Consider the following 15,424-nt stretch of genomic DNA (forward strand, 5'->3'; position numbering starts at 1 on the left):
CATGAAGATCACCGACCTGCGCTGCGCCGTCATTGGCCGCCATCCCATCGTGCGCATCGTCACCGATGAGGGGCTCTACGGGCTGGGCGAGGTGGAGTTCACCAAGAGTTATCTCAAACCCTTCGTGCTGCATTTTCGCGAGGCACTGATCGGCCAGGACCCCACCGATGTCGAGCGCTGCATGCTCAAGATCCGCCAGCGCGGATCGTTCAAGCCCTATGGCGCCGCGGTCTCGGCCATCGAGCACGCGCTGTGGGACATTGCCGGCAAGGCGGCCAATGTGCCCGCCTACAAGCTGCTGGGCGGCAAGGTGCGCGACCAGGTGCGCGTCTATAATGGCTCCATCCGCCAGAAACGCAGCGGCGACCGGCCGGAGGACTATGCCGCCGACGTCAAATGGATGATGGAGCAGCCCCAGAACTTCTTCATGGTCAAGCAGGGCATCAGCTTTCACTCCAACATGAAGGACACCATCCCCGACTTCCACTATGGCCTGCGGCAGGACAATGCCGGCTATCATGGCGCCATGGACCAGGGGCAGATCTCCGAACGCGGCTTCAACCACATGCTCGATTGCGTGGCGGCGATGAAGGAAGTGCTGGGCGACAAGGTTTCCCTGGCGCTCGATTGCGGCCCCGGCTGGTTCCTCAACGACGCTATCCGCTTTGCCCGCGCCGTCGAGAAATATGACCTGATGTGGCTCGAGGACATGCTGACCGGCGACTATGTGCCCTGGGTCAATCCGCAGGCCTATCGCGAGCTGACCACATCGACCTCCACGCCGATCCATACCGGTGAGCAGATCTATCTGCGGCACAATTTCAAGGAACTGATCGAAACCCAGGCCGTGCGCGTCATCGGTCCCGACCCGGCCGATGTCGGCGGCATTGCCGAGCTGAAATGGATCACCGAGCACGCCTATATGCATTCGATCATGATGGCCCCGCATGGCACGGCCAATGGCCTGCTCGGCCTGGGCGCGCTGATCAATGTCTGCGCCACCCTGCCGGCCAACTTCATCGCCTTCGAATATCCCAGCGCCTCCGATCCGTGGTGGCACGATATCGTCACCGGCCTGCCCGAGACCATCGTCACCAATTCGATGATCGACCTGCTGCCCGGCCCCGGCTTGGGACTCGACATCAATCCGGAGGGCGCCAGAAAGTATCTGCGGGAAGAGGATGCGGGCTTTTTCGACGCCTAGGGTGACGGCACGGCACCGTCGCGCAGCGGCGCGCGGTGTCGCGCCCCCCGAACCCTAGGCCTGCAGCCGCATGCTGCCGTTCATGAAATAGCGCTCGAACAGCGGGCTGGTCGCGGCGCCGATGGCGCGGGCATTGCCCCCGACCATGCCGGCCTCGACCTGCGGCGCGATCAGGCCGCGCATGTCCTGGTGGCTGAGATAGCGCCGCGTGCGCTCGACCAAAGCGTGCTTGACCGGATTGGGAAAGGCGCCATCGATGATGATGGCCTCGAAATCGATGACGGCGCAGGCGGAGAGACTGGCCTTGGCCAGCTCCTGGGCAGTCTGGCCGATCCAGGGATCGACGAACCGGGCCATTGTGCTCCAGTCTTGCGGCTGATCCCAGAGCGCCTGCGGATCAAGGCCGAACTCGACCAGGCGCGCTTCGAGCAGGTGGATGGATGCGGTGTCGATCAACTGCTGGCTTTCGCCATGCGGTCCGACGCTGCGCAGCGAGCCGAGCGCCCCGGCATTGCCCTGGTGGCCCTGATAGACCGAGTGATTGAGCACCACGCCGCCGCCGATAAAGGCGCCGACGAAGAAATAGGCATAGTCGCGGAATTCCTTGCCGCGACCATAGATATGCTCGGCCTGGCAACCGGCGGTGGCGTCGTTGACGATGCTCACCGGCAGGTCGGTGAAATCGGCCAGCGCGCCAACGAAATCGACATCCTGCCAGGAAGAGAACTCCGCGGCCGGAGCGCCGACCAGCGCATTCCACTTCCAAAGTTCGAACGGCAGGCCGATGCCGATGCCGCAGATGCGGGACTGTTCGGCCGGCGTGCAGCGAGAAAGGATGTCGGTGATGCCGGCCCGGAGAAAGTCAAGGATGGCCTCGGGCATGGGGTATTTGTAGGTGAGCTGCATTTCATGGCGGACGGTGCCGCGGAAATCGGCCAGCAACAGCACGGCGCTACGCCTACCGACCTTGCAGCCAAAGGACAGCACACCGCCTTCGGCCAGGCCCATTGGCACGGACGGCTTGCCGACCTTGCCCTTTACCGGCGTGCCGCGGCTGAGCAGTCCCTCCGCCTCCATCTCGCGCAGAATGATGGAAACGGTCTGCGGCGACAGGTTGGCCATGCGCGCGAGATCGCTGCCGGCCGTCGGGCCGTTGCGTTGCAACAGGGTCAGCAGCAGGCGCTCGTTGTAGTCGCGCACGCCACTTTGGTTGACGCCGTTGCTGAGGGTTCTAATGATTGCAGGTCTCATGGCGCCGCACCTTAGAGACTGCCGGTGTAGGCGGAAAGATGCCAGGCCGCGAATAAATAAATAAAGTAGATTTATATATTGACGGAGCAGCTGGAACTGGCCACCATAAGCGCGTCATCGAACGACAGACGGACTTGGGAGGAGCCCGATCCGCTGCGGACAAGGGAGAGAATCTTGAACAAGCTGCTTTTGAGCACAGCACTGTGCCTTGCTGTCATGTCGGCACCGACCATCGCGCAGGACGCGGTTTCGGCCTGCCTGATCACCAAGACCGACACCAATCCATTTTTCGTGAAAATGCGTGAAGGCGCCGAGGCCAAGGCCGCGGAACTGGGCATCACGCTCAAGTCCTATGCCGGCAAGATTGACGGCGATCACGAAACCCAGGTCGCGGCCATCGAGACCTGCATTGCCGACGGCGCCAAGGGCATTCTGATCACCGCCTCGGACACCTCGGCCATTGCCCAATCGGTGAAGCAGGCGCGCGATGCGGGCCTGCTGGTTATTGCCCTTGATACCCCGCTCACCCCGGCCGATGCCGCCGACGCCACCTTTGCCACCGACAATTTCCTCGCCGGTGAACTGATCGGCAAGTGGGCCGCCGGCAAGCTTGGCGCGGAAGCCGCCAATGCCAAGATCGCCATGCTCGACCTGGCCATCAGCCAGCCCACCGTCGACGTGTTGCGCGACCAGGGTTTCCTGCAGGGCTTCGGCATCGAGCTGGGCGACCCGGACAAGTGGGGCGACGAAACCGATCCGCGCATCGTCGGCCATGACGTGACCGCCGGCAATGAGGAAGGCGGCCGCAAGGCCATGGAAAACCTCCTCGCCAAGGATCCATCGATCAACGTCGTCTACACCATCAACGAGCCGGCCGCTGCCGGCGCCTATGAAGCGCTCAAGTCGATCGGTCGCGAAGGCGACGTGCTGATCGTCTCGGTCGATGGCGGCTGCCCCGGCGTCGCCAATGTCAAGGACGGCGTCATCGGCGCGACCTCGCAGCAGTATCCGCTGCAGATGGCGGCCCTGGGTGTCGAGGCCATCAAGGCCTGGGCCGACACCGGCGCTAAGCCGGCCCCGACCGAAGGCAAGGCCTTCTTCGACACCGGCGTGGCGCTGGTGACCGACACAGCCGTGGATGGCGTCGAGTCCATTGACAGCACCAAGGGCGCCGAGCTCTGCTGGGGCTGAACCGGCCTGACTGACACGACGAGGGGCGGGCCACCGGTTCGCCCCTCATCCAATCAATCTGGGGAGGAGAACCCATGAGCGAGCCTGAAGTGGACGCGACCATTGTCGCGCGCGATGCTGTCGCCGTATTCGACCATCAACCGCGCGGATTGCTATCCCGGGTGCAGCATGTGCTGCACAGCACGCCCGCCTTGGTGCCGCTGATCGTGCTGGTGCTGTCGATCGCCGTCTTCGGCACCCTGCTGGGGTCGAAGTTCTTCTCGTCCTTCGCGCTGACGCTGATCCTGCAGCAGGTGGCCATTGTCGGCATTGTCGGAGCGGCGCAGTCGCTGGTGATCCTGACGGCGGGCATCGACCTGTCGGTGGGCGCCATCATGGTGCTGAGCTCGGTGATCATGGGCCAGTTCACCTTCCGCTATGGCCTGCCGCCGGCTGTCGCCATCAGCATCGGGCTGATGGTGGGTACCTTTGTCGGCTTCATCAATGGCTGGCTGATCGCGCGCATCAAGCTGCCGCCCTTCATCGTGACGCTGGGCGTGTGGCAGATCGCGCTGGCCTCCAACTTCCTCTATTCGGGCAACGAGACCATCCGCGCCCAGGAAATCGAAACCCAGGCGCCGCTGCTGCAGTTCTTCGGCCAGTCGATCAATATCGGCGGCGCGGTCTTTACCTATGGCGTGATCTTCTTCGTGCTGCTGGTGCTGCTGCTGGCCTATGTGCTGCGCCATACCGCCTGGGGCCGCCATGTCTATGCCGTGGGCGACGATCCGGACGCGGCGGAGCTGTCGGGCGTCAATACCAAGCGCATCCTGATCTCGGTCTATATGCTGTCGGGGCTGATCTGCGCCTTTGCCGGCTGGGCCCTGATCGGGCGCATCGGGTCGGTGTCGCCGACCTCGGGCCAGTCGGCCAATATCGAAAGCATCACGGCCGTGGTGATCGGGGGCATCTCGCTGTTCGGCGGCCGCGGCTCGATCCTGGGCATGCTGTTCGGCGCGCTGATCGTGGGCGTCTTCTCGCTTGGCCTGCGCCTGCTCGGCGCAGATGCGCAATGGACCTATCTGCTGATCGGCGCGCTCATCATCGCCGCCGTGGCCGTAGACCAGTGGATCAGGAAGGTATCAGTCTGATGGAACCCATTCTCAAGGCGCGCAACCTGTCCAAGCGCTATGGCCGCGTCACCGCGCTCGACAATTGCGACTTCGACCTGATGAAGGGGGAAATCCTCGCGGTCATCGGCGACAATGGCGCGGGCAAGTCCTCGCTGATCAAGGCCATGTCGGGCGCCATAGCGCCCGATAGCGGCGAGATCTTCCTCGATGGCCAGCTGGTGAATTTCGGCTCGCCCATTGCCGCGCGGCATGCGGGAGTGGAAACGGTCTATCAGACCCTGGCCATGTCACCGGCCCTGTCGATCGCCGACAACATGTTCATGGGGCGCGAACTGCGCAAGCCGGGCATTGCGGGGAGCCTGTTCCGCCAGCTCGACCGGCCCAGAATGGAGCGCATTGCGCGGGAGAAACTCAGCGACCTGGGCCTGAGCACGATCCAGAACATCAACCAGACGGTGGAAACACTGTCCGGCGGGCAGCGCCAGGGCGTGGCCGTGGCGCGGGCTGCCGCCTTTGGCAGCAAGGTGATCATCCTTGATGAGCCGACAGCGGCGTTGGGCGTCAAGGAATCGCGGCGCGTGCTGGACCTGATCCAGGACGTGCGCGCCAGAGGCATCTCCATCGTCCTGATCAGCCACAATATGCCGCATGTCTTTGAAGTGGCCGATCGCGTGCATGTTCACCGGCTCGGGCGGCGGCTCTGCGTGATCGACCCCAAGGACTATACCATGTCGGATGCCGTCGCCTTCATGACCGGCGCCAAGGAGGCACCAGTTCTGACGGCGGCCTGACGTGGGGGGCGGTCGCGGGCCGATCGCCCCGGCGCTAGCTGCCGGCTGCAGGAGCCGGCCGATGGCCCTGCTCGTCAAAGACGTGACAGGCCTCGGGGGCGAAGCCGAGCTGGATCGGCGACCCCTTAACGAGATGGCTCTGGCCGGGCAGTGCGGCGGTGACCTCGGTGCCGTCGGTCAGCGCAACGCGAACGACGGTTTCATTGCCCAGTGACTCAACGAGTTGGACCATGCCGCGCAGCGGGCCTTGCGGATCGGCCAGCAGGCCGTGGGGCCGGAGGCCGATGGTGATGGCCTGCCCGACCGACAGCCCGGTCGCGGGGACGCTCAGGACCATGCTGGCATCCCGGGTCGTCACCTGGGCCGTATCGGCAGTGATCGCCTGCACGGTCCCGGTGATGAAGTTCATCTTGGGCGAGCCGATGAAGCCGGCGACGAAGAGATTGGCGGGGTTGTTGTAGAGATCGAGCGGGGAGCCGACCTGCTGCAAGATGCCGCCATTGAGCACCACGATCTTGTCGGCCAGGGTCATCGCCTCTACCTGATCATGCGTCACATAGATCATCGTCGCGCCCAGCTCGTGATGCAGGCGGGCCAGCTCCATGCGCATGTCGACGCGCAGCGCCGCATCGAGGTTGCTCAGCGGCTCGTCGAACAGGAACACGTCGGGCTCGCGCACGATGGCCCGGCCGATGGCGACGCGCTGGCGCTGGCCGCCCGAGAGCTGGGCCGGCTTGCGATCGAGCAGATGCTCCATCTGCAGCACCTTGGCCACGTCGCGGATCTTGCGGTCGCGCACGTCCTTGGGGGTGCCGGCCAGCTTGAGGCCAAAACCGACATTGTCGTAGACGCTCATATGCGGGTAGAGGGCGTAGCTCTGAAACACCATGGCGACGCCGCGATCGCGCGGCTCGACGTCATTGACGACGCGATCGCCAATGGTGACCTCGCCGCTCGAAATGTCCTCGAGGCCGGCAATCATGCGCAGCAGGGTGGATTTGCCGCAGCCGGAGGGGCCGACAAAGACGACAAATTCGCCGTGGGCGATGTCGAGGTCGATGCCCTTGATGACCTCGACTTCGCCATAGTGCTTGTGAACCGCGCGCAGGGTGAGTTGTGACATGAAATGTCTCCGGATTAGCCCTTCACCGCGCCCTGCATCAGGGCGGCGACGAATTGGCGCTGGAACAGCAGGAAGATCACCACGGTGGGTGTCAGAATGAGCAGTGAGCCGGCGCAGAGCAGCGGGATATCGGTGCCCCACTGGCCCTGGAATGCGCCCAGCGCGCCGGCCATGGTGCGCTGCATGGGATCCTGCACCAGCACGACGGGCAGCAGGAACTGGTTCCAGGTCCATAGGAACAGCAGGATGGCCAGCGACATGATCGCCGGGCGGGCCAGCGGCACCTGCACCAGCAGGAATTCCTTCCAGCGCGTGGCGCCATCGAGCTGGGCGGCCTCGCTCAGATCATTGGGCACGTTGAGGAAATGCGCGCGCATCCAGTAGACGCCAAAGGGCATGTAGAGGCCGATCAGCGGGAGAATGATGGCAAATCGCGTGTTGAGCAGGCCCATGGCCCGCACTTCGTAATAGAGCGGGGTGATCACGGCCTCAAAGGGCAGTGTCAGGCCGAAGACAAAGACCAGATAGAGCCATTTGTAGCGATCGGTGGTCAGCTTGGCCAGGCCATAGCCGGCCATGGTGGCGATCAGCACCGAGAGCGGCACCACGCCGAGCACGATCAGCGAACTTGAGAGCAGCAGCTGATCCATCCGGGCCACTTCGAAGGCCTTGACGAAATTGCCCCATTGCGGATCGACCGGCCATTGCAGGCCGTTGGGATAGGTGCCCGACGGCGCCAGCGCTGCTGAGAGCATGCTCAGAAACGGCAGCACGGTGAGCAGCATCAGGACGACGATCAGCAAGCGCGCCAGGAGCGTCTTGGACGAGAGCATCTTCATTTCTTGTCTCGCGTAAGCCACTGCACAGGGGCGATCGACACCAGGACCAGCACCATCAGGACAATGGCCAGCGCGGAGGCCAGCCCAACCTCGCGGTGGGCAAAGGCCAGGCGATAGATTTCCAGCCCCGGCACCGTGGTGGTAATGCCCGGCCCGCCCTGGGTGGCGATATAGACGATGTCGAAACTGGCCAGCGCCGCAATGATGGTCAGGGTGACGCAGACGCCGATTTCCTGGCGCAGGCCCGGCAGGGTGACATGGCGGAATTCGTGCCAGGGACGAGCGCCGTCAAGGCGGGCCGCCTCGTAAAGGCTGGGGTCGATCTTGGCGATGCCGGTCACCAGCAGCATGATGCAGAGACCCAGCAGCACCCAGGCGCCGATGACGCCCACCGCCGGCAGGGCCCAGACGAAATCGCCGAGCCAGCCGCGCGTCCAGCTCGACAGGCCAATGGCCTTGAGCCCCTGGTTGACGACGCCGGTGGAGGCAAACATCCAGCTCCAGGCGATGCCGGCCGCGACCAGCGGAATGACCTGGGGCAGGAAGAAAATGGTGCGGGTAACGGTGCCGAAGGTGCCGGCCATCTGGCCGCGAATGGCCGAGGCAATGGCCAGGCCCAGCCCCACCGGGATCAGGGTGAAATAGGCCACCAGCTGGAAGGCATTGCCGATGATCTGCAGCAGGTCGGCATCGGTCAGCACGGTGATGTAGTTGGTCAGGCCGTGGAACGTGGCCTTGCCGATGCCGTCCCAGCGCAGGAAGGAATAGTAAAAGCTCATGCCCAGCGGCACCAGCACGAAGGTGGCATAGGCAATGAAGGCGGGCGCGATGAACAGCCAGGCGGTCAGTTTGCCATTGCGGCTCCCCCGGTTACGGGGAAGCCGCTGAATGTGCCGCGTTGCGGCCGGAACGGTAGTCTGGGGTTCGGTCATGGTTCATTCCGGTCGGAGCGCAGTGGTCTCGGCTTAGCGCGACAGCTGGCTTTCGTATTCCTGCTGTACGGCTTCGAGCAAGCCTTCGGGGGTCTGCTGACCACCCACCATCTTCTGCAGTTCCGGCGTCCAGCCGGCAGAGAAGATGGCGCCGGTGGCGTTGGCGATGAAATCCATGGCGCCATTGTCCTGGGCCAGCATATTGCCAGCGGCCAGCGAAGACTCGGTCACCGAGCCGGGCTCGACGGCGGGAATGGCCAGATCGGTCGGACCGCCGGGATTGGAGCCACCCACGGCGACGTTGATCTTGCGGGCTTCCTCGTTGCGGGCGACCCAATCGAGGAAGAAGGCGGCGCAGTCGGCATTGGCCGCCTTGGCACTGATGCCGAAGGTCAGCGGCGAGGACATGGTGGCGTGGCGGCCACCGGCCTCCTCCGTCGGCATGATGAAGAAGCCGAACTGGCCGGCAGCATTCTTGTCGAGATTGCCCGATTCCCAGTCGCCGTTGAACATGAACAGGCCTTCGCCGCCGATGAAGCGGCTCATCATCTGGAAGTACTCGATGGCATTGGCGTCGGTGGGGAAGTAGCCTTCCTTGATCCAGCCTTCGAGGTGCTGGGCAGCCTCGAGGTTTTCCGGCGTATTGATGCTGGCGCCGTCCTTCTGGAAGATCCAGTCATTGATCGGTTCGGGCGCGCCATAGGCGCCCATCAGGTTCTGCAGCGGGAAGGCAAAGCCGCCGGTGCCCTTGTTCCACTGCATGATGGGCAGGATGCCGGCTTCCTTTGCCTTGGCCAGCAGCGCATCGAGTTCGGCGACGGTCTTGGGCGCTTCGGTCATGCCGATCTGTTCGGCCAGGGCCTTGTTGTAGAAGACGCCGGTCATGGAATAGTTCAGGCCCATGGCATAGAGCGAGCCGGTGCCGCGCGGGCGCCCGCCTGGCTCGACGCGCAGCTGCACCAGCTGGCCGGCGGGGAACTGATCCCAGCCCAGGTCGGCATAGTACGTATCAAGATTGAGCAGCAGGTCGTTGGCCACCAGATCGGTCAGCGACGGCAGCCGCAGCAGGTCGGGCGCATTGTCCTCGGACAGGATACGCGGCGAGTTTTCCATCATGTTGGCGAACTGGTCTTCCCGGATATCAAACGTGACATTGGGAAACTGCCGGGTGAACTCTGCCGACAGCTCGGTGGGCAGCGGGAAGCCGGTTTCAAAATAGGCATTGAGAACAACCGGATCGGTGCCGCAACTGGGGGCGGCGATGGCGGCACCGGCCGTGGCGGCAACCGACAGGGTCAGGGCGATGCGAAGCGCGTGGCGCGAATGGGATTTCAAGATTACCTCCTCCGGGGCGGGGTGTGCAGTGGATCTTTCCGTCTGCTAAATGGATTTAGCACATGGACGCTGGTGGCTGTCAATATGCGGCGGTCGCCGGTTCACGCTAGACCAAGGGCCGCAGGGCGTCGAGGATGCGGGTGGCGCGCAGGTCTTCGGGTCCCATCATCCAGTTGGTGACATAGCCGAAGCCGACGCGACGGACCGGATCGGCAAAACCGACCTGGCCGCCAGCCCCGTCGTGGCCGAAGCAATCGTCGGACAGATAACGGCGCGCCTCGGAATCGAGCTGAAAGCCGCAGCCCCAGCGCGAAAAAGGCGGCTCGCCGCCAAAGACCGACATGCCGGCGCTGCGGGTGCGGGTCGCTGCTGCTATGACCTCGGGGCCGAGCAGATGCACGCCGCGCGTCGGCACCACCGTGGCCGACCACATGGTGGCCAGGGCCTCGGCACTGGCCAGGCCACCGGCGCCGGGGATCTCGGCGGCGCGAATGCGCTGCTTGTTGAAGCCGCCATCGGCGGTGACCAGATCGGCCGGGAGGGCATGGCCCAGCGTCATGGCCTTGTAGGGCCAGTTGGGGCCAGGCTTGCCAGCCTCGTCGGCCCAGAGGGCCGACAGGAGCGGGCTGACCTGGAGATGGGCGGCGCGATCGGCCTCTGCATCCGGCAGACCGATCCAGGCGTCAACGCCCAGGGGCCCGGTTATCAGCTCTGCAAAATAGCGACCAACCGACAAGCCAGTGACCCGGCGGATGATCTCGCCGGCCACCCAGCCATGGGTCAGTGCGTGATAGGCGTAGCCGCTGCCTGGTTCCCACAGCGGCTCCTGGGCGGCCAGCAGGCTGACCATGCGGTCCCAGTCGACGATGTCGTCTTCGTTCAAATCCTCGCGCGGCGCGCTCAGGCCCGCCTGGTGGGCCAGGGCCTGGCCGACCGTGACCGTGTCTTTGCCGGCGGCGGCAAATTCGGGCCAGTAGTGGCTGACCGGGGCGTCATAATCGAGCCGACCCTCCTGCACAAGGCGCGCGGCCAGGATCGATACCAGTCCCTTGGTGCAGGAAAAGATCACCGATGGCGTATCGGCTGCCCAGACGCGGCCGGTACGCTGGTCGGCAATGCCCGCCCACAGATTGACCACGCTCTGACCGTCAACGACGACATGCAGTGCAGCGCCCCTAGCGGGCCGATCCTCGAAACCGGCCTCGAATGCGGCGGCCACGGCCTCAAAACCGGGCTCGGCCGAGCCCATCAGCTGGACGCTCACTCGCGCTCCTCCACGGCCAGATAGCCGTCCTGGTCGACAGTGACGGCAATTGGATCGCTGATCCCGCCAATGAAGGCGCCGTCAGCGCCGGTATTGTTGAAGGCCAGCAGCCAGGGCGCGCCCGCACGATCGATGGCGATGCGCCCCGCATAGAAGCGCTCTTCGACCAGCAGCCGGGCCTGATGGAAATCCACCGGTCCGGGCATGTCGCCAACGGGCAGGCTCCAGACGCCCCCAACCTGCCCTGCCCGCGGCCCGACCAGCTTGGCGGTATCGCAGCAGAAGACCAGATGATTGCGGCCACCCAGTTTGACCACCTGGAAGACTTCGAGATGGGCGAAGCCGGCGCCAGCCTGGCTCAGCGGCGCGCGGACGGTCCAGGTCGCCAGGTCCGGCGAGGTGGCGTGCGCCATGACGCCGCGATCGGGCTCGGTCCCGGTCTTGCCGCGCGCGGTGATCAGCATATGCCAGAGCTGGTCGTCCTGCCGCCAGAACACCCAGGGATCGCGCCAGGCCTCTTCCGGCCAGCTTGAGGTCCCCAGCGTTTCGTAAAGGCTTGGATCGGCCACGCAAAGCGGCCCGGCCTGCTTGGTCCAGGTGAACAGGTCCGGCGAGGTGGCGACGCCGACCGTCTCGATATTGGCCGCGCTATCGGGAGAGAGAAAGCGCGAACCCGTATAGAACATCCGCCACAACCCGTCGGGCCCGCGCACGACGCTACCGGTCCAGGTGGCGCTGCCGTCAAAGCTGCCCGGCGCACCGGCATCGAAAACCTGGCCGTGATTGGTCCACTGCCGCAGATCGGCCGATGTCGCGTGCCCGATACGGGCATTGCGATGGCGCAGATCGGGATCGCCCAGCGATTTGGGGGCGTGCAGGTAGAACAGGTGATACCGGGCGCCGTCATCGGCCAGCCAGAAATCCCAAACCCAGTGATCGTTCAGGTTGAAACCCATTGATATCCCCTGCTAAAACCATTTAGCGAATGCAACGGCTTTGCTCTGTTGTCAAGTTGCTGCGGTGTGACTATCCAAGACCAAGCGCAGGCGCGCCGCGTCCGAAGCGAGGAAAACCGGCATTGCGAAAAAAACGCGTAACCCTGGCGGACGTTGCCAGACTGGCAGGCCTGTCCACCTCAGCCGCCTCCATGATCATGACCGGGCGGCCGGATACGCGCCTCTCGGCAGACGCCCATGCCAAGGTGCATGCCGCCGCTGCCAGCCTGGGCTATCGGCCCAATGTCGCCGCCCGGGCCCTGCGTACCGACAAGTCGCGCTCGATCGCGCTGATCTCGGACTATGTTGCCACCACGCGCTTTGCCAGCGGGCTGATCCGTGGCGCGCTGGCGGCGGCCGAAGAGGCCAAGCATGTCATGATGGTGCTCGAGACCGGCGGCGAACCGGCGCGCGAGATCGAGGCGGTCGAAGCCGCCCTCGACCGGCAGGTGGACGGCCTGATCTTTGCCGCCATGCGGGCCCGCGAGGTCTTCGTGCCCGACATCTCGGTCAATGTTCCCATCGTCATGCTGAACGGCACCAGTGCCCGCTTTCCCACGGCTGTACTGCCCGACGAGTATGAGGGGGGCCGCACCGCGGTCCGCCTGCTGCTCGGCACCGGCATTGTCGAGGACATCGTGCTGTTGGGCCACAACAGCAATGAGGAACAGGGGCTGTTTCGCTCGGAAGCCATTTCGCGCCGCATTGCCGGCGTCCGGGACGCCATGAGCGCGGCGGGACTGGCCTTCGATGCCGAGCTCAGCTGCTGGAACTGGGAGCCGGCGCCGGGCTATGATCTGGTCGCGGCACTGCTGAAGAAACGCCGCCCCAAGGCCATCCTCTGCCTGAATGACCGGCTAGCCTTCGGCGCCTATCAGGCGCTGGGCGAGGCGGGCCTCGGCATTCCCGACGACGTGTCGCTGGTGTCCTTCGACAATGACGAACTGGCCTCCTATCTGCGGCCGGGACTGACCACGATCGCCCTGCCGCATGAAGCCATGGGACGGCGGGCCGTGGAGATGCTGCTCGATCGCCAGACCAGCGGCGAAGCGCTGATCCCCATGCCTGCGGTGATCCGCGGATCGCTGCGACAGCGCTGAGCGGGTCAGGCAGCGTTAATATCCTCGACCCTATAGTGCGGCAGCTTCGGAAGGAGGCATGCCATGTCACAGCAGAAGGTTGTCGCGTTGTCGGAAGTTCTCGGCGCGCTCAGTTATGCGCTGGACATCACCGAAGGTCAGCCTGTCGGGCATAGCCTGCGCTGCTGCTGGATCGGCATGCATATTGGCAAGCGCATCGGGCTGGATGACGCGGCCCTGTCCGACCTCTATTATACCTTGCTGCTCAAGGACATCGGCTGCAGTTCGAACGCCGCCCGCATCTGCCAGCTCTATCTGGCGGACGATCTCAGCTTCAAGCATGCCTACAAGGCGGTCGATACCAAGCTGCCCGAGATATTGCGCTTTCTGCTTGCCAATACGGCCAAGAAGTCCGGCTTGGTCGAGCGGCTGCAGGCACTGGTCAACATTGCCCGCAATGGCGGCGAGATCTCGCGCGAACTGATCGAGACGCGCTGCCAGCGCGGCGCCGAGATTGCGCGCAGCATGCGCTTTTCCCAGGCCGTCGCCGACGGCATCCTCGACCTTGACGAACACTGGGACGGCACCGGCCAGCCGCTAAACCGCGCCGGCGACGACATTTCGCTCTTCGCCCGCATCGCCCTGCTCGCCCAGGTCAGCGACGTGTTCTTCATGCGCACCGGTGTCGCCGGTGTCATGCGCGAGGTCACCGAGCGCAGCGGACGCTGGTTTGACCCAAGGCTGGTCGACGTCCTCGTTGAAGTCGCCGAGGACCAGCAATTCTGGTCGACGCTGCTGGCCAATGATCTCGACCAGCGCGTCGCCCGGCTTGAACCCATCGCCATGGTCCGCCGGGTTGATGACGATTATCTCGACGACATTGCCGTCGGATTTGCCCAGGTGGTCGATGCCAAGAGCCCCTTTACCGCCGGCCACAGCGATCGGGTCGCCCTGTTCGCCGATCTGATCGCCGAAGAGCTTGGCTATGCGCCTGAACGCCGGCGCTGGCTCAAGCGTGCCGCCCTGCTGCACGACATCGGCAAGCTTGGCGTCTCCAACACCATTCTCGACAAGAACGGCAAGCCGGACGAGGAGGAATGGGCCGAAATCCGCCGCCATCCGGAGCTGGGGCGCCAGATCCTGTCCAAGATATCGGCTTTCAGCGACATGGCCAGCATTGCCGGCGACCACCATGAGCGCATGGACGGCAGTGGCTATCCCAATGGCCTGAGGGAGGCCGCGATCGATCTCGACACCCGGATCATCACCGCCGCCGACATCTTCGACGCCTTGACCGCGGACCGGCCCTACCGGAAGGCCATGCCCATGCACATGGCCTTCGAGATCATGCAGGGCGATCTGGACAAGGCGATCGACCCCAAGGTCTTTGCCGCCCTGCAACGCGGCTTCATCCGCCTCGAACACGTTGCCGAGCCGGCCGATGAAAAGGCGGCCTGAAGCGGCCGGACAGCGCGTTCAGAAGATCAGGTCGCTGAACATCTTGAGCGCAGTGACGATGAGGAAGCCGCCAAAGGCATAGCCGAGGGCGCGGGGCGGAATGGTATGGGCCAGCCGGGCGCCGACGGGGGCAAACAGGGCGGTCAGCGGCACCAGCGCGATGAAGGCCAGCAGGTTGAGATAGCCCAGCGAACCGGGCGGCAGGCCCTCAGCGCCCCAGCCAGCGATGACATAGCCGATGGTGCCGGGAATGGCGATCAGAAAGCCGATGGCCGAGGCGGTGCCCACGGCCTTGCGGATGTCGTAGCCCACGGCGGTCAGGATCGGCACACTCAGCGTGCCCCCGCCAATGCCCATCATCGAGGAGATGAGACCGACCACGCCTCCGGCGACGAATTTGACGGGACGATTGGGAAAATCGGGCCAGATCTGGGTGCCCTTGCCGCGGACCAGCATGTTGATGGCCACCAGCAGGGCGACGCTGGCAAAGATCAGCGTCAGCACCCAACCCTTGGCAAAGCTGGCCAATACCGTACCGATGATGACGCCGATGACCACCGGCGGCGCCCAGGCCCGCAACAGGCCATAGTCCACGGCGCCGCGGCTGGCATGGCTGCGCGCCGAGGACAGCGAGGTGACGACGATGGTGGCCAGCGAGGTTGCCACCGCTATCTTCATCTTGAGGTCTTCCGGCGTGTCCAGCGCCCCCAGCACGAAATACAGCACGGGCACGATGACGATGCCGCCGCCGACCCCGAGCAGGCCGGCGATCAGGCCGCCAAAAATACCCGCCCCCGCCATGGCCAGAATGAAGACGCCATAGTCGGCCAGAAAATGCGGGAGATCCATG

14 protein-coding genes are annotated in these 15,424 nt (G+C 64.6%); 6 read left to right on the forward strand and 8 right to left on the reverse strand.

Annotation, left to right across the window (positions count from 1 at the left end; genetic code table 11):
- Position 1: 1 nt before the first annotated feature.
- Positions 2-1,204 carry a mandelate racemase/muconate lactonizing enzyme family protein gene (locus AC4NN3_RS14505; protein WP_491927790.1) on the forward strand — a complete coding sequence of 401 codons (1,203 nt, stop codon included), beginning with the start codon at positions 2-4 and terminating at the stop codon, positions 1,202-1,204.
- A 54-nt stretch (positions 1,205-1,258) separates the two neighbouring features.
- On the opposite strand, the gene AC4NN3_RS14510 is transcribed toward AC4NN3_RS14505, so the two are convergent.
- The gene (locus AC4NN3_RS14510) at positions 1,259-2,455 is read right to left on the reverse strand and encodes an ROK family transcriptional regulator (protein WP_491927791.1); all 1,197 of its coding nucleotides are present in this window, start codon (positions 2,453-2,455) and stop codon (positions 1,259-1,261) included.
- 174 nt (positions 2,456-2,629) lie between these two features.
- Here AC4NN3_RS14510 and AC4NN3_RS14515 point away from each other — a divergent pair, with 174 nt between their 5' ends.
- From AC4NN3_RS14515 to AC4NN3_RS14525, 3 genes are all read left to right on the forward strand, one after another.
- On the forward strand, positions 2,630-3,646 hold the full coding sequence (locus tag AC4NN3_RS14515) for a sugar ABC transporter substrate-binding protein (RefSeq protein WP_491927792.1): 1,017 nt from the start codon (positions 2,630-2,632) through the stop codon (positions 3,644-3,646).
- 74 nt (positions 3,647-3,720) lie between these two features.
- A complete protein-coding gene (locus tag AC4NN3_RS14520; RefSeq protein ID WP_491927793.1) occupies positions 3,721-4,776 on the forward strand; it encodes an ABC transporter permease in 1,056 nt (351 codons plus the stop codon).
- Entirely contained in the window at positions 4,776-5,549 is a 774-nt protein-coding gene (locus AC4NN3_RS14525) for an ATP-binding cassette domain-containing protein (protein ID WP_491927794.1), read from the forward strand. The genes AC4NN3_RS14520 and AC4NN3_RS14525 overlap by 1 nt, the downstream gene beginning before the upstream one ends.
- 34 nt (positions 5,550-5,583) lie before the next feature.
- Here the strand turns inward: AC4NN3_RS14525 and AC4NN3_RS14530 are convergent, their stop codons facing one another.
- The 6 genes from AC4NN3_RS14530 to AC4NN3_RS14555 form a co-directional block, all read right to left on the reverse strand.
- Complete coding sequence (locus AC4NN3_RS14530) at positions 5,584-6,672, reverse strand: ABC transporter ATP-binding protein (RefSeq protein ID WP_491927795.1); 1,089 nt, start codon at positions 6,670-6,672, stop codon at positions 5,584-5,586.
- A 14-nt stretch (positions 6,673-6,686) separates the two neighbouring features.
- Positions 6,687-7,511, reverse strand: a complete 825-nt coding sequence (locus tag AC4NN3_RS14535; RefSeq protein ID WP_491927796.1) for a carbohydrate ABC transporter permease — start codon at positions 7,509-7,511, stop codon at positions 6,687-6,689.
- A complete protein-coding gene (locus AC4NN3_RS14540) occupies positions 7,508-8,443 on the reverse strand; it encodes a carbohydrate ABC transporter permease (protein WP_491927797.1) in 936 nt (311 codons plus the stop codon). Before AC4NN3_RS14540 ends, AC4NN3_RS14535 begins: the two co-directional genes overlap by 4 nt.
- A gap of 33 nt (positions 8,444-8,476) precedes the next feature.
- The gene (locus AC4NN3_RS14545; protein WP_491927798.1) at positions 8,477-9,778 is read right to left on the reverse strand and encodes an ABC transporter substrate-binding protein; all 1,302 of its coding nucleotides are present in this window, start codon (positions 9,776-9,778) and stop codon (positions 8,477-8,479) included.
- Between the two features lie 106 nt (positions 9,779-9,884).
- Complete coding sequence (locus AC4NN3_RS14550; protein ID WP_491927799.1) at positions 9,885-11,042, reverse strand: serine hydrolase domain-containing protein; 1,158 nt, start codon at positions 11,040-11,042, stop codon at positions 9,885-9,887.
- Positions 11,039-11,998, reverse strand: coding sequence for a hypothetical protein (locus AC4NN3_RS14555; protein ID WP_491927800.1), 960 nt, complete (start codon positions 11,996-11,998; stop codon positions 11,039-11,041). Before AC4NN3_RS14555 ends, AC4NN3_RS14550 begins: the two co-directional genes overlap by 4 nt.
- Positions 11,999-12,120: 122 nt before the next feature.
- Here AC4NN3_RS14555 and AC4NN3_RS14560 point away from each other — a divergent pair, with 122 nt between their 5' ends.
- Positions 12,121-13,137, forward strand: a complete 1,017-nt coding sequence (locus AC4NN3_RS14560; protein ID WP_491927801.1) for a LacI family DNA-binding transcriptional regulator — start codon at positions 12,121-12,123, stop codon at positions 13,135-13,137.
- A gap of 63 nt (positions 13,138-13,200) precedes the next feature.
- Positions 13,201-14,574, forward strand: coding sequence for an HD-GYP domain-containing protein (locus AC4NN3_RS14565; protein ID WP_491927802.1), 1,374 nt, complete (start codon positions 13,201-13,203; stop codon positions 14,572-14,574).
- An 18-nt stretch (positions 14,575-14,592) separates the two neighbouring features.
- Here the strand turns inward: AC4NN3_RS14565 and AC4NN3_RS14570 are convergent, their stop codons facing one another.
- Positions 14,593-15,423, reverse strand: coding sequence for a sulfite exporter TauE/SafE family protein (locus AC4NN3_RS14570; RefSeq protein WP_491927803.1), 831 nt, complete (start codon positions 15,421-15,423; stop codon positions 14,593-14,595).
- Position 15,424: the final 1 nt, after the last annotated feature.

The sequence above is a fragment of the Devosia sp. MDV22-iso42 genome, from assembly GCF_058629155.1.